This window comes from Maricaulis sp. (assembly GCF_017643475.1).
Classification (GTDB): Bacteria; Pseudomonadota; Alphaproteobacteria; order Caulobacterales; family Maricaulaceae; genus Maricaulis.
The window spans coordinates 216,212-228,870 of record NZ_JAEPNI010000004.1 but is presented as its reverse complement, the minus strand read 5'-3'; the positions used below and the strand labels follow the sequence as shown (position 1 = coordinate 228,870).

Below are 12,659 nucleotides of genomic sequence, written 5' to 3'. Positions count from 1 at the left end.
TTCAAGGGTAATGCGATGTCTACTGCGCTTCTGACACCAGTTTTTGTCTATGTGGCCTTCTGTTTCGTGATCATCGGGATGATGGGCACGATGCGATTCAAGGCGATGTCTTCCGGCCAGGTCCGGGGGCGAAAGCTCAAGCTGGGCGAGCGCAACTGGCCCGAGCGTATCCAGCGTGTCTCCAATGTCGCCCAGAACCAGTGGGAAACGCCCATCCTGTTCTGGGGGGCAATCGCGACGGCGCTCATCCTCGAGCTCGACGCGCCGCTGCTGGTGCCGCTGGCCTGGTTTTTTGTCGTGACACGCCTAGTGCATGCCACCATCTATATCAGCGTCAACCACATCCTCTCGCGCTTCCTGAGCTTTGGCTTGGGACTGGTCACAATGGCCGCGATGTGGGTCGTAATTGCCCTGGAGGTCTTCAGCCGATGATGCAAGAGCAACCGCCGATCGATACCGGCAAGGACATCCTGATCCTGCTGACTGGCAGCTGGGTCAATGAGGAGACGGGCGAGGAGCGCCTGTGTCCGGACGCCTGCCTGGTTGAAGGGGCGATGTTGCTCAACCCGCATTGGGCGGACGCGGTGACGATCATTCGTGTTGATTATCCGCGCCCGCGCCAGCCGGTCATCGATCTGCTGGACGAAGATAACCAGAATGCCCCGACGCTGATCCTGGCCGCTGATGCCAAGGCCCACCAGGCGGTCGAGGCCGAGGTCAATGGTCGCCGCATCATGACCGACCCGAAAACCATTTGTCGGCAACTGGCCGCCAGCCATGGCGGTTCAAGACCGGCTTAAGTTTCTATTTTCCCCCTCCAGGGGGAAGTCCCGAGCATGCGAGGGAGAGGGGGCGGTCCCCCTTCAATTTCGCTGCGCTCAACCACTTCCCCCTAGAGGGGGAAGATAAAGGATATTGCCCATGAGAGACGGTGGACGCATCGCTGCAGCGATTGAGATCCTGGACACGCTTCAGACCCGGCACCAGCCGGTCAAGGACGCTGTGCGGGACTGGGGCAAGGCGCACCGGTTTGCGGGATCCGGCGACCGGGCCTGGATTGGCGGGCTGGTGCTCGATGCACTGCGCCACAAGCTTTCGGTCTCCCATGCCATGCAGGACGACAGCGCGCGCGCCCTGGCGCTGGGAACAGCTGGCCGGGTCTGGGGCATGAGCGCGGACGAGCTGGACGAGATTTTCGACGGCGATGAACACGCCCCGGAAAAGCTGAGCGAAGCCGAGCGCGAAGGGCTGGTCCGCGACATTTCCGATGCGCCGATGTTTGTCCGAGGCGACTTCCCCGAATGGCTGGAAGAAAGCCTGGTTCGTGCTTTCGGCGATGCGGCTGCGGAGGAGGGGCGCCTCCTGTCCTCGCGCGCTCCGGTCGATCTGAGGGTGAATGAAGTCAAGACCAATTTTGAGCGCGCTTTCAAAGAGGTGTCGAGCAAAATTAAAGCAGTTTCCGAATCCTCTCTGACCCGACTTGGCCTACGCATTCCGCTGCGTGATCCGCGCGCCAAGTCTGCGTCAGCTGATAGCATTCCCGCCTATGGCAAGGGCTGGGTCGAGGTGCAGGATCTGGGATCCCAGGTCGCAGCACTCGCGGCGGCACCGAAAGAGGGCATGAACATCCTCGATTACTGTGCGGGCGCCGGCGGCAAGACGCTGGCCCTGTCGGCCTTGCTCAACAATACCGGCCAGGTGCATGCCTGGGATCTGGACTGGCGTCGTCTGCGGGCCATCTGGCCGCGCCTCAAGCGCGCTGGCACACGTAATGTTCAGGTGCATGATGGTAAGGAAAACGAGGTATTAGAGCCATTTGTTGATGCCATGGATGTGGTTTTCTGTGACGCGCCGTGCACCGGAACCGGCACCTGGCGCCGTCGTCCGGACGCCAAGTGGCGACTCAAATCCACCGCCCTGGAACGCCGCATGAGCGAACAGGACACCGTCCTCAACAAGGCCCAGCGTTACGTCAAACCCGGCGGCCGTCTGGTTTATGTGACCTGCTCCGTCCTGCCGGAGGAGAACGGTGATCGTGTCCAAGCCTTCCTCGACACCGGCGCAGCCTTCAAGCCAGTTTCCGCCCTGGAGGTCATCCAGTCCTCCGGCGGACTCGCCGGGGACGCCACCGAAACGCTGAAGTCCTGTGAGACGGATCATGGTGCCCTTCAGCTTTCGCCCGGGCGGACGGATACGGATGGTTTCTACATCTGTGTGCTGGAGCGCGAGGGCTAACGTCCTGTCAGCTTGCCAATCACGCCGCGACCGAGCTTGAGAAGCGGTTTCTCGATCAGGTAAAAGCTGAGAGCACCATAGACCAGGGCGGCCGAGATCAGGACCAGATAGGCGAGCACGCCTGTCAGCGGAAGTGCGGTCAGGACCGGAGCGGCCAGCCTGGCCAGCACACCGATGACCAGCAGGTGGCTGAGATACGTTGAATAGGACCAGTCGCCCAGCTTTATGGCGATGTCGGGCAGTTTGGGCTTGAACGCCAGGAGCGCCCAGACAACGCCGACCGCAAGCGGAGCGAACATGCCGACGCGCAGGCTGACCTGGGCGAAACCTTGCAATCCGTCGATCTGGGTGAACCAGCCGGCGAGGCCCAGACCGGAGATCAGGAGGGCCAGCCCGATCCATTTGAATTTCTCTGCCCACTTGAACCCTTCAGCCAGAGCGACACCGGCCAGGAAGAGCAGGTTGAACGGGCTCAAAAGGAGCTTGCCCCATTCCGGCCAGCCTGATTGTCCGAGGAAGACGAAGATCAGGGTCACAAGTCCCCAGACGCCAAGAACGGGCAACCGAAGCCGGCTTGGCAGGAACAGAAGCAGTCCATAGATCAGGTAGAAGTACAGCTCATGCGTCAGCGTCCAGCCGACCGCGAGGACCGGGTAGGCGCCAGTTGGCAGGAGGGTAAGCGTATTGACCCAGTCGAAGGTCGCGGCATCACGGCTGAGCGCATCGCCCATCACTGCATAACCACCCAGTGCCGCAAGCGTATACAGCCAATAGATAGGATAGATGCGGTTGAGCCGTTTGAGGAAATAGCCGGCATCCGGTTTCTCTGCCTGGCGGTAGAGATGATGGATGATGAAGCCGGAAATCACGAAAAACACATCGACCCCGGCGAACCCGATATAGGCCAGGTCCCCGATCAGGGCTGGTCCCATGAAACGTTCCTGCGCCTGATGGACGTGGCCGATAATGACCATGAGGACGGCGAGGCCGCGCAGGGCCTGGAGTTCGACGATGGATTTCACGCTGGACCTGTAAACTGGCTGAACGGTACTTGATGTGTCGGGGGGAGGATTGCTTTAGCGTTAGCCGCGCTGAAACTCGATCACGAAACTGACCGGTACCTCGCGTGTAATGCTGTCCAGTCCGGCCAGCTCCTGCAGCGTGTCGATCCCATCCATCAATTCCAGGGCGAGGGCGTTCACTTCAACTGGCTGGGCGCTTTCAACCCGCACGCGATCGGTGTCGAGACGGGTGATGCGAACCGGGGCGACGAGGTCGAGCGGGATCTCGCGCATGGTCAGGGTGATCGGCAGCTCATCATCTCGCGAGGCGCCGACAGCCATGTCTTCAAGAGCGGCCAGGTCATAGCTGGCGCTGATCACGGCAATCGGGTGATCGGCGGTCTGGAACAGGTGTTCGCGAATGCGCTCATTGCGGATGTCGATGAAGGTCTCGACACTGTCCATCTCCAGCGCGATGTGTACCGAGCCGAGCGCGTTGGCGAATCCGGAAATGCCGGACAGTTCGTGTGTCTCGTCCACATCGCCGTTTTTGACGGTCACAAAGGAGAGGCTCGATTCGCTTTCTATGATCGTCCAGTCCCCCGCGGAAACATCGGTCTGCGGCTGCGAACAGGCGGCCAGAACAGACAAGCCGGCGAGGGCGGTAATGAGCGTGCGCATGAGAATCTCCGGCGACAGGAAAGGACGGCAGGCGCCAATCTAGCCCATCTCGGCAAATCCGCCATGTCGATATGAGGAGATTCCCCACTGGAATTTCAAACTGACTCGCGCTATCGGCTCGCCATGACGACTGATACCCACGAAAAACTCCTCATCATCGACTTCGGCAGCCAGGTCACCCAGCTGATCGCCCGACGTGTCCGCGAGAGCGGCGTCTTCTGCGAAGTTCACCCCTACAATCGCGCTGATGCCGCTTTCATCGACAGCTATGATCCCAAGGCGATCATCCTGTCGGGGTCTCCGCATTCCACACACTGGGACAATTCCCCGCGCGCCGACGAAAGCGTGTTCACACGCGGTCTGCCGGTGCTGGGCATTTGTTACGGCGAGCAGACCATGTGCGCCCAGCTGGGCGGCGCGGTTGAAGCCTCCGACGAACGCGAGTTCGGCCGGGCTGATATCACCATCAAGGCGGACAGCCCGCTGTTTGAGGGGCTCGGCGGCGTTGGTCACGAGGAACGGGTCTGGATGAGCCATGGTGACCGTGTCTCAGCCATTCCCGACGGGTTTGAAGTCATCGCCACCTCTGGCAATGCGCCCTATGCGGCGATCGCTGACGAGGCGCGCAGATTCTACGGCGTGCAATTCCACCCGGAAGTCGTTCACACGCCGCGCGGTGCCGAACTGCTCAAGAATTTCACCCACAAGATCGCCGGGCTCAAAGGCGACTGGTCCATGGCCAGTTTCAAGGATGAAGCCATCGCCAAGGTCCGCGCCCAGGTCGGTGACAAGCGTGTGATCTGTGGCCTGTCCGGCGGTGTCGACAGCTCGGTCGTGGCCGTGCTGCTGCACGAGGCCATCGGGGATCAGCTGACCTGTGTGTTCGTGGACACGGGCCTGATGCGCCAGGGCGAAGCTGACCAGGTCGTCTCCCTGTTCAAGGAGCACTACAATATCCCGCTCATCCATGCGGATGAGGAGAAGCTCTTCCTCGATGCGCTGGCCGGCGTGGACGACCCGGAAGTGAAACGCAAGACGATCGGCAAGCTCTTCATCGACGTCTTCGATGCCAAGGCAAAGGAAGCCGGTGGTGCGGATTTCCTCGCCCAGGGCACGCTGTATCCGGACGTCATCGAGAGTGTCAGCTTTGATGGCGGCCCGTCTGTCACCATCAAGTCCCACCACAATGTCGGCGGTCTGCCGGCGCGCATGAAAATGGATCTGGTCGAGCCGCTGCGCGAGCTGTTCAAGGACGAGGTTCGTGCCCTGGGTCGCGAGCTGGGTCTGCCGGAAGCCTTTGTGGGCCGTCATCCCTTCCCGGGACCGGGCCTGGCCATTCGTATTCCCGGTGAGATCACCAAGGAAAAGGCCGATATTCTGCGCAAGGCCGACGCCATCTATATCGACGAGATCAAGAAGGCCGGTCTTTACGACGAGATCTGGCAGGCCTTCGCGGTCCTGTTGCCGGTGCGTACCGTGGGTGTGATGGGTGATGAACGCACCTATGACCACGTTCTCGCCCTGCGCGCGGTGACCTCTGTCGACGGCATGACGGCGGATTACTATCCGTTCGAACACGACTTCCTGTCCCGCACCGCAACCCGCATCATCAACGAGGTCCGCGGCGTCAACCGGGTTGTCTATGACGTCACGTCGAAACCTCCGGGAACGATTGAGTGGGAGTAGTTCCACATTCCTTTCTGCAGCGCTGGGCCCGAAAGCTCCGAGTGCTTCCGGCGAACCGAATCTGTTTCGGCGATGTTCAGGCCCATGCAAAAACGGCGCCCTATACCTTCCATCGGCCCTCTGCGGCTCTGCTCGAGAGCCTCGAACCCGGCGATTTGGTTAAGGTGTGGTTCGAGTACGAACCGCGATGGTGGAATGTCTATTCCGGCGAGCGAATGTGGGTGATAATTAAGGCCCGTGATGGCGATGGCTTGACCGGTGAGCTCGACAATATTCCGTTTGATGCCACAGGTCTGAAGCCGGGAGACAAGGTTCAGTTCCGGATCGAGAACGTGCTGTCCGCGGAACGGCAAGATCCCGAGGGGGATGCGACAGAACCCTACTGGGCTTTTTGTACAACATCACAGGCGGTCCTTGACGGGGCGCCGGTTGATTTTCTCGCAAGAAGTGAACCGCTGGAACGTCAAGCGGGCGATAAAGGGCCGGATAGTGGCTGGAGTATTCTGGCTGCTGGTGAAACTGGGGAACAGGTGTATGAGGCCGGGCTGGCCCGCAGCGTTCCGCTTGGCCGGGTGTTGAATAATGACGATCGGTGGTTGCACCTGATCGATGAGCCGCCGGGGCAAGCATTTGAATGGTCTGATGAGGCAAGCGAGTTTGTTCGTCTGGCACCGTTCGAGCCGGGCAAAGAAGCCGAAGCCTCCGGGGACGATTGAGTGGGAGTGATGCTCCCTAGTTAATATGACGAAAAATCAGCAGGATAGACTTGCTGTTCTGGACCGGCCTGACTGGGCAACTTACAGGTTGGAATCGACGCATTGGCAGGCGTCCGACCTTCTCGATGCTGCCCTGGAGGCTTCGCGCGACGTTTCAGTCTCGCGTCTCGCTCGTCTGATTCTGTGGGCGAGCAGCGATGTTGATCTTGTTCGCTCTAAACTGATTTCGGTTATCGCGGTCAGATGGTGGAGTGGCCTCGAAGAGGCTATCTCATCATTGCCGCCCAATGATCGCTCGGGACACACGAAGGCTATTAGCCAATCATCGGGATTAACGGCGATCGGAAAGCCTTCCTTCATACTCGCAGAAAAAAGCGACCCCCTGACCTCAACCTATGTTTGGGCCCGCCTTGAGGCATTGGGGCGCCGTTATCCGGTCGATCGGTTTCCACATTACGATCCCGAAGACAGCTGGATCGCCGATGGCGTGAGATGGCAAATCGTGCGGTACTCGAGGCGTTGGAAAACGGATGCTGTTTATCGCAAAACAGTGTTGGCGGAACGGAGCAAGTTTCGTCGTGATCATTCAGCTCATTGATGATGCAGCTTGCGGCGCAGATTCCGCCGCTTATTCGAGTGTCACTACCAGGGCCGAAAAATTCTATTGCGGGTTCGCCGCGCACCCTTTCCGATCCGCTGCTGCGCACCGGCCCACCCCGGATCAAATCCGGGGCAGGCTCTTTCCCATCAAGGGAAAGGAGAGGCGACTGGTTCCCCACCTCGCCCTTGATGGGCGAGGTGGATTGCGGCGCAGCCGCAAGACGGAGTGGGTGCGCGCCGTAGGCGCTCTAAAGCAGCGCCTCGATCTCCGAGCGCAATTGTTCCGGCGTATCCTGCGGGCCAAAGCGCTTGACGACATTGCCCTCGCGATCGACGAGGAATTTGGTGAAGTTCCACTTGATCGACTTTGACCCCATCAGGCCTTTCGCCTCCGACTTGAGATACTCGTAGAGCGGTGCGGTATTGGGGCCGTTGACCTCGATCTTGGCGAACATGGGGAAGCTGACGTCGTAGGTCAGCTTGCAGAAATTGGCGATTTCCTCGGCATCGCCCGGTTCCTGCTTGCCGAACTGGTTGCAGGGGAAGCCGAGCACGCTGAGGCCTTTTTCGCCCAGCTCGTCATGCAGTTTTTCCAGGCCTTCATATTGCGGGGTGAAGCCGCACTTGGAGGCGGTGTTGACGATCAGCATGACCTGGCCCTTGAAATCGGCCAGGGCGCGGTCTTCGCCGGAAAGGGTGTGGGCATTGAAATCGTAGATCTGGCTCACAGGGCTGTCCTTGTTTTTAGAGGCGGGCAAGATTGACTTTAGCGTGCCTTGATTAGATAAGCGCCATCGCAGCGAGTAAAGGAGACGCGCACATGAAGCAGCACCTGCAGTTCGAAACCCGTCCGATTGCAGCCGTTGCCGAGAACCTTCATGTCCGCCTTGCTTACTCTCGATTCCCTTTCCCTGACCACGCCTGACGCCAAGGCTCTTTTTTCCGGTCTCAGCCTGACCCTGGGCCATGAACGCATAGGCCTGGTGGGGCGCAATGGCTGTGGCAAATCCTCCTTGTTGCAGGTAATCGCCGGCCGACAGCGTCCGGCGGGCGGTCATGTGCGGCGTGTCGGCCGGGTTGGACTGCTTGAACAGCGCCTCGAGGTCCAGGGCCTCAGATGGGCAGAAGGCCTTGGCGTTGGCGAGGACTGGCAACGCCTCAAACGCATCGAGCGCGGCAAGCCCCTTGCAGACGATATCGAACTGGCGGTCTGGGACTTGGAAAGCCGTATCGAAACCTGCCTGCGCGACATGGATTTGCCGGTTCGTAGCCTGGACAGTCCTTTGGAGGCCAGCAGTGGTGGCCAGCGTACTCGCCTGGCGCTGGCACGGCTGATATTGGCGCGGCCGGACGTGCTGTTGCTGGACGAGCCCACCAATAATCTCGACGCCGAGGGGCGAGCGCTGATCCTCCGGCTGGTCAGTGAATGGCGTGGCGGTCTGGTACTGGCCAGTCATGACCGCGACCTGCTCGAACATGTCGATCGCATTGTCGAGCTAAACCCCGTTGGCTGTACGGTCACGGGCGGAGGCTGGTCGAGTTATGTCGCCGAGCGCGAGGCGCGGCGGGAAAGACTGGCCGACGCGGTGGAGAGCGCGCAGTTAGGATTGCGCCAGGCGAAATCCGCGGGACAGCAAAGGGACGAACGCAAGGCGCGATCGGACGGGCAGGGGCGCGCCGCGCGCCGTTCCGGGTCCCAGAGCAAGCTGATCCTGAACGCTCAGCGTGAGCGGGCGCAGGGCACGGACAGCCGGACAGTGGCCGCCAGTGCGCGCCAGATCAGCGAGGCCGAGGCTGCGCTGAGACAGGCCCGCGAGCAGCTGGAAGTCATTATCCCGCTTCAGATCGCGATCCCGCCAAGCGGTTTGGCATCGGGCCAGAAAGTGCTGACACTGGATGATGTTGCCCTGGAACGTGGTGGGCGCCTGTTGTTTGAGGGGGTGAGCCTGGTTATCACCGGGCAGGAACGTGTTTTGGTCAGCGGCGCGAACGGAGTTGGCAAGAGCAGCTTGTTGGCGCTTGTGAGTGGAGGACTTGAACCGAGTTCAGGTGAGGTCCGCCGTCATGCGCCACTAGCCATCCTGGATCAGCATGTCGGTTTTCTTGCGCCTCATCAGAGTGTTCGCGAAAACTGTCAGCGTCTGAACCCGGAACTGTCCGACAATGATGTCCGAGCGGCGCTGGCGCGGTTCGCCTTTCGCAATGAGGCGGCGCTGAAACCGGCCGGGGTGCTCAGCGGCGGAGAGCGTATGCGCGCCGGACTGGCCTGTTTGTTCGCCGGTTCTGCGATGCCATCCCTGTTGATTCTCGACGAGCCCACCAATCACCTCGATATCGAGGCGGTAGAATTGCTGGAGGCCGCTTTGCAGGGGTTCGATGGTGCCTTGCTGATCGCCAGTCACGACAGGACTTTCATTTCTGCACTGGCGCCGGACCGCTGTATCGAGCTGGGTTAGGGCTTGACTTCCTAGATAAGCATAACAAGATATATATCAAGTTATGGAGGTCGTCATGGTCGAGGATTTTGTCGCAAGTTTTGGTCATACGGCACTGGGCACGCGCCTGAAACGATCGGGTATGGCCATGCAGGCCGTGGTCCAGAAATGGTTGCAGGCGCAGGGCTGCGAATTGCCTTCGGCGCAGATGCCGGTGCTGGCGGCATTGCATTTTCATGGCCCCAGATCCACGGGCGAGCTGGCGCAGATGCTGGTGATTGCCCAGCCGGGTGTGTCCCGCCTGATCGATCAGATGGAAAAGGGCGGCTGGGTTGTTTCCACGACGACCGATGCAGATCGCCGCGTCCGCCGGATCGCATTGTCTGAGAGTGGCAAGGCACTCGCGGCGCGCGCAGCCGAAGAGTTGTGGCCTGTGATAGATGCGGCCGTGACCGAGTTGTGCGGCGAGCTCGAGGGATCCTTCATCGACCAGATCTCTGCCCTTGAGGAGCGCCTGGCCGGCGGGGCGCTGGACGCCAGGCTCGACAGCATCTCGACCAAGCGGGAGCAAACATCATGACCCTGTTGGATCGACCGGTCTGGTTCAGCCTGACCACACATCATGAACGCTTTTCGAGGGGGGGCGATCTGGCCCGGCGTTTTCTGCCGGATGTGAACAAGTTCGTCTGTGGCGTCGATGATGGAGAGGCGGCGATGCAGGCGGCCGGCGCGCTGGTGGGGAAGGGTGAGGAAGCCTACTTCCTGCAGGTCCAGGAGATCCGCATTCCCGAGGGCTTGACCGTCACCTTCGAGGCGCTTGGCGTGCAGATGGTGCGCGAGGACACGTCATTCCTGCCAGTCGACTCTTCGGACATGATTGCACTGGGGGATGATGACGCAGCCGAGATGCTGGAGCTGGCAAGTTTGACCAAGCCCGGGCCCTTCCTGAGCCGGACGCACGAAATTGGTCAGTTCTGGGGTATCCGGATTGATGGCCGGCTTGCCGCCATGGCCGGTGAACGCATGCGTTTCCAAGGCTATACCGAGGTAAGCGGTGTGTGTGCGCATCCCGATTTTCGTGGTCGGGGCCTGGCCAAGAGACTGTCTGCGCATGTGACCAACGAGATCATCCGGCGCGGCGATATTCCCTTCCTGCATGCCTGGGCGGACAATGCGACAGCGATCGGCCTCTATGAAAGTCTCGGCTTTTCCATTAGGTGCCATGTCAATGCGGCGGTGGTTGAACGCGCCGATTGAGGCCGAAATGACAGATACAATCGATCAGCGCATTGATGCGCTGGAAATGCACATCACTCACCAGGACCAGTCGATCGAGGACATGAATGCGGTCATCCTGGCCCAGGGCGAGGAAATTGAACGCCTGACCCGCCGGCTGAACAAGCTGATGGGCCGTGTTGGTGATCTCGAAGAATTTATGCCTGCGCCGGAAGCCAAAAAACCGCCGCACTGGTAGGAGCGTGACATGAGCAAGCTGATTACGAACGCCCTCTGGCTGGCCGCGATCTTTGCCTTTCCGATTCTGGCGCTGGCCTGGCGCGATGGTGGGCTGGATACCGAGCTGATCATCGCCCTGGTCCTGGCCGTGCCATTCGGGTTTGTCGTGGCGTTCGTGGGCGAACATGTGCGCAGTTTTCTCGAGCGAAAACTGCCGGAGCGTCGCGACGACTAACCTTCCGCCAGTGCGCTTCTCACCTTGGGCATGATGCGGCGGGAGACGGGGACTTCCTGGCCGTTGGACAGGAGCAGACGGCCGATCCCGCTGGCATCGCGTTCCAGGGCCGACACAAAGGCTGTGTTGACGATGTGGGAGCGGTGCACACGCAGGAAGGTCGGCGGGAGGTCGCTCTCCAGCGCGGAGAGCCCGCCATTATAAAGCGAGGTCTTGCCGCCCTCGAGATGGACTTCGACATAATCGCCGGCGCCCTTGAACTGGGTGATGGTGTCGGTCGCAACATAGTCCACCCGCCCGCTGGAGACGAGCTGGATCTGTTCCGGAGCCGTACGCTGGCGGGCCTGAGCGAGGGCGAGTTCGAGCTTGTCGGCGCGAATGGCTTCCTCACGCTTGTCCCGTCTTGTGCGCACCAGTTCTGCAGCCTGTTGCTGGATCAGGAAGAGCAGCAGGCCGGCGAACGCGTAGAAGGCGTAGAAGTCGAGGAATTCGCCCTGGAAAACCAGTAGCAGCAGCGACATGCCAGCGCTGATCGCCAGATAGGTCATAGCTCCGGGTTTTTTCTGCCAGCTCCAGAGTGCACACCACGCCGCGGCGAAGAGACTTGCGGTCAGGAAGCCATAGCCGGCTTTGGAATCGAAACCCGGCGTGGTGAGTGCGATAGAGACGCAGACTGCAACCACGCCGCCAAGACGCAGGTAGCGCTGGACGGCGTTGAGGCCAGAAAAGCGCTGCATCAGCCAGGCGAGCAGGAGCAGACCCGTACAGACGGCGGCAACCGCGATGCTGATCAGGCGATAGTCGTGCCAAGGATAGGGATAATACAAGAGGCCGCGGGCAGATTCGGCGATAAGCTGAACACCGGCCGCCAGCGCCAGTAGCGCCAGCAACAGGGGACCTTCGCGTTTGTCCTCACGCAGTGCGACCACGCCGAAAAACACCAAGGCCAGCAGGAAGACACCAAAGGTGATCAGGGAAGGCCAGTAGGTCCCCAGGATCAGGAGGGTGGGATTGGAGTATTCGCCAATACCCAGGGCATGCATGGGTGCGATCAGTTCGATCAGGCTGTGATGGCCCGACATTTCGATGATGATCTCGTTCTCGCCGGACGTCAGGATTTCGCGCGGTACATAGAGCACCGCATCCATCAGCCCCGGGATCTCGCTGGCCCGGTCAGGTCCGGGAGTGCCATTGTTCTTGAGCTCATGCCCATTCACCCAGACCCGGCTGGACGCCTTGCCGGCGATGTAGAAGCCCAGCGGAGACTGCCCGTTCAGAATCGTGTCGCGCAGCGTGATGCTGGTCCGTAGCCAGAGATGCCGGCCCTGGGGGTTGAGTTCTGTCAGCCCTGTCTCCTCGCACCCGGCGCCGGTGAAATCCGGCGGCGCGGCGTTCAGGCCATCGGCTGGGCAGATGATCGCGCCCTCGCTGTTGGCCCGCTGAAAGGTTTGCGCATTGGCGGCGGCGGGGAGGGTGACGAGAGAAAGGATGAGGAGGAGCAGACGAAACATGATCCGATCATAGCGCTGCCGGTTACCGGCGTCTCGCCGCTTGTCGTAAGCACGCTACCGTTCACCGATTCAGGCGTGATTTCCGGTGTTTGCGCGTGCTTGAA

The 12,659-nt window shown here is 60.7% G+C and carries 15 protein-coding genes; 11 read left to right on the top strand and 4 right to left on the bottom strand.

Going from position 1 to position 12,659, the window contains the following annotated elements; translation table 11 throughout:
* Positions 1 to 15 precede the first annotated feature (15 nt).
* The 3 genes from JJ889_RS14615 to JJ889_RS14605 all read left to right on the top strand — a co-directional run bounded on the left by JJ889_RS14615 (position 16) and on the right by JJ889_RS14605 (position 2,235).
* Positions 16 to 432: an MAPEG family protein gene (locus JJ889_RS14615; protein ID WP_291896355.1), complete on the top strand. Its 417-nt coding sequence runs from the start codon at positions 16 to 18 to the stop codon at positions 430 to 432.
* Positions 429 to 800 (top strand): DUF3088 family protein, encoded by a 372-nt coding sequence (locus tag JJ889_RS14610; protein WP_291896353.1) that lies wholly within the window; start codon positions 429 to 431, stop codon positions 798 to 800. Before JJ889_RS14615 ends, JJ889_RS14610 begins: the two co-directional genes overlap by 4 nt.
* 121 nt (positions 801 to 921) lie before the next feature.
* Positions 922 to 2,235 carry an RsmB/NOP family class I SAM-dependent RNA methyltransferase gene (locus JJ889_RS14605; protein ID WP_291896351.1) on the top strand — a complete coding sequence of 438 codons (1,314 nt, stop codon included), beginning with the start codon at positions 922 to 924 and terminating at the stop codon, positions 2,233 to 2,235.
* Here JJ889_RS14605 and JJ889_RS14600 read toward each other — a convergent pair.
* Entirely contained in the window at positions 2,232 to 3,257 is a 1,026-nt protein-coding gene (locus JJ889_RS14600) for an acyltransferase (protein WP_291896349.1), read from the bottom strand. The genes JJ889_RS14605 and JJ889_RS14600 overlap by 4 nt on opposite strands.
* Positions 3,258 to 3,317: 60 nt before the next feature.
* Positions 3,318 to 3,917 carry a YceI family protein gene (locus tag JJ889_RS14595; protein WP_291896347.1) on the bottom strand — a complete coding sequence of 200 codons (600 nt, stop codon included), beginning with the start codon at positions 3,915 to 3,917 and terminating at the stop codon, positions 3,318 to 3,320.
* A gap of 123 nt (positions 3,918 to 4,040) precedes the next feature.
* Between JJ889_RS14595 and guaA the strand changes: the two genes are divergently transcribed.
* The 3 genes from guaA to JJ889_RS14580 are packed head-to-tail and all read left to right on the top strand — an operon-like array spanning position 4,041 to position 6,917.
* The gene (guaA, locus tag JJ889_RS14590; protein ID WP_291896345.1) at positions 4,041 to 5,603 is read left to right on the top strand and encodes a glutamine-hydrolyzing GMP synthase; all 1,563 of its coding nucleotides are present in this window, start codon (positions 4,041 to 4,043) and stop codon (positions 5,601 to 5,603) included.
* A gap of 41 nt (positions 5,604 to 5,644) precedes the next feature.
* On the top strand, positions 5,645 to 6,319 hold the full coding sequence (locus tag JJ889_RS14585; RefSeq protein WP_291896343.1) for a DUF2185 domain-containing protein: 675 nt from the start codon (positions 5,645 to 5,647) through the stop codon (positions 6,317 to 6,319).
* Positions 6,320 to 6,344: 25 nt separating this feature from the next.
* The gene (locus JJ889_RS14580; protein WP_291896342.1) at positions 6,345 to 6,917 is read left to right on the top strand and encodes a hypothetical protein; all 573 of its coding nucleotides are present in this window, start codon (positions 6,345 to 6,347) and stop codon (positions 6,915 to 6,917) included.
* A 250-nt stretch (positions 6,918 to 7,167) separates the two neighbouring features.
* On the opposite strand, the gene JJ889_RS14575 is transcribed toward JJ889_RS14580, so the two are convergent.
* Positions 7,168 to 7,647, bottom strand: coding sequence for a glutathione peroxidase (locus JJ889_RS14575; protein ID WP_291896340.1), 480 nt, complete (start codon positions 7,645 to 7,647; stop codon positions 7,168 to 7,170).
* Positions 7,648 to 7,797: 150 nt separating this feature from the next.
* On the opposite strand from JJ889_RS14575, the gene JJ889_RS14570 reads away from it, so the two are divergent.
* From JJ889_RS14570 to JJ889_RS14550, 5 genes are read left to right on the top strand one after another with little or no spacing between them, the layout of a single operon-like run.
* Positions 7,798 to 9,375 carry an ABC-F family ATP-binding cassette domain-containing protein gene (locus tag JJ889_RS14570; RefSeq protein ID WP_291896338.1) on the top strand — a complete coding sequence of 526 codons (1,578 nt, stop codon included), beginning with the start codon at positions 7,798 to 7,800 and terminating at the stop codon, positions 9,373 to 9,375.
* A gap of 55 nt (positions 9,376 to 9,430) precedes the next feature.
* Entirely contained in the window at positions 9,431 to 9,934 is a 504-nt protein-coding gene (locus JJ889_RS14565; protein WP_291896336.1) for a MarR family transcriptional regulator, read from the top strand.
* Positions 9,931 to 10,611, top strand: coding sequence for a GNAT family N-acetyltransferase (locus JJ889_RS14560; protein ID WP_291896334.1), 681 nt, complete (start codon positions 9,931 to 9,933; stop codon positions 10,609 to 10,611). The genes JJ889_RS14565 and JJ889_RS14560 overlap by 4 nt, the downstream gene beginning before the upstream one ends.
* A gap of 7 nt (positions 10,612 to 10,618) precedes the next feature.
* The gene (locus JJ889_RS14555; RefSeq protein WP_291896332.1) at positions 10,619 to 10,828 is read left to right on the top strand and encodes a SlyX family protein; all 210 of its coding nucleotides are present in this window, start codon (positions 10,619 to 10,621) and stop codon (positions 10,826 to 10,828) included.
* Between the two features lie 9 nt (positions 10,829 to 10,837).
* The gene (locus JJ889_RS14550) at positions 10,838 to 11,044 is read left to right on the top strand and encodes a hypothetical protein (protein ID WP_291896330.1); all 207 of its coding nucleotides are present in this window, start codon (positions 10,838 to 10,840) and stop codon (positions 11,042 to 11,044) included.
* Here JJ889_RS14550 and JJ889_RS14545 read toward each other — a convergent pair.
* Positions 11,041 to 12,555: a LytTR family DNA-binding domain-containing protein gene (locus JJ889_RS14545; protein ID WP_291896328.1), complete on the bottom strand. Its 1,515-nt coding sequence runs from the start codon at positions 12,553 to 12,555 to the stop codon at positions 11,041 to 11,043. The genes JJ889_RS14550 and JJ889_RS14545 overlap by 4 nt on opposite strands.
* Positions 12,556 to 12,659: the final 104 nt, after the last annotated feature.

Bases quoted from the DNA above. Each gene is read 5' to 3' on its own strand.
- JJ889_RS14615 (WP_291896355.1), top strand. From the start codon at position 16: ATGTCTACTGCGCTTCTGACACCAGTTTTTGTCTATGTGGCCTTCTGT.
- JJ889_RS14610 (WP_291896353.1), top strand. From the start codon at position 429: ATGATGCAAGAGCAACCGCCGATCGATACCGGCAAGGACATCCTGATC.
- JJ889_RS14605 (WP_291896351.1), top strand. From the start codon at position 922: ATGAGAGACGGTGGACGCATCGCTGCAGCGATTGAGATCCTGGACACG.
- JJ889_RS14595 (WP_291896347.1), bottom strand. From the start codon at position 3,917: ATGCGCACGCTCATTACCGCCCTCGCCGGCTTGTCTGTTCTGGCCGCC.
- guaA (WP_291896345.1), top strand. From the start codon at position 4,041: ATGACGACTGATACCCACGAAAAACTCCTCATCATCGACTTCGGCAGC.
- JJ889_RS14580 (WP_291896342.1), top strand. From the start codon at position 6,345: ATGACGAAAAATCAGCAGGATAGACTTGCTGTTCTGGACCGGCCTGAC.
- JJ889_RS14570 (WP_291896338.1), top strand. From the start codon at position 7,798: ATGTCCGCCTTGCTTACTCTCGATTCCCTTTCCCTGACCACGCCTGAC.
- JJ889_RS14565 (WP_291896336.1), top strand. From the start codon at position 9,431: ATGGTCGAGGATTTTGTCGCAAGTTTTGGTCATACGGCACTGGGCACG.
- JJ889_RS14560 (WP_291896334.1), top strand. From the start codon at position 9,931: ATGACCCTGTTGGATCGACCGGTCTGGTTCAGCCTGACCACACATCAT.
- JJ889_RS14555 (WP_291896332.1), top strand. From the start codon at position 10,619: ATGACAGATACAATCGATCAGCGCATTGATGCGCTGGAAATGCACATC.
- JJ889_RS14550 (WP_291896330.1), top strand. From the start codon at position 10,838: ATGAGCAAGCTGATTACGAACGCCCTCTGGCTGGCCGCGATCTTTGCC.
- JJ889_RS14545 (WP_291896328.1), bottom strand. From the start codon at position 12,555: ATGTTTCGTCTGCTCCTCCTCATCCTTTCTCTCGTCACCCTCCCCGCC.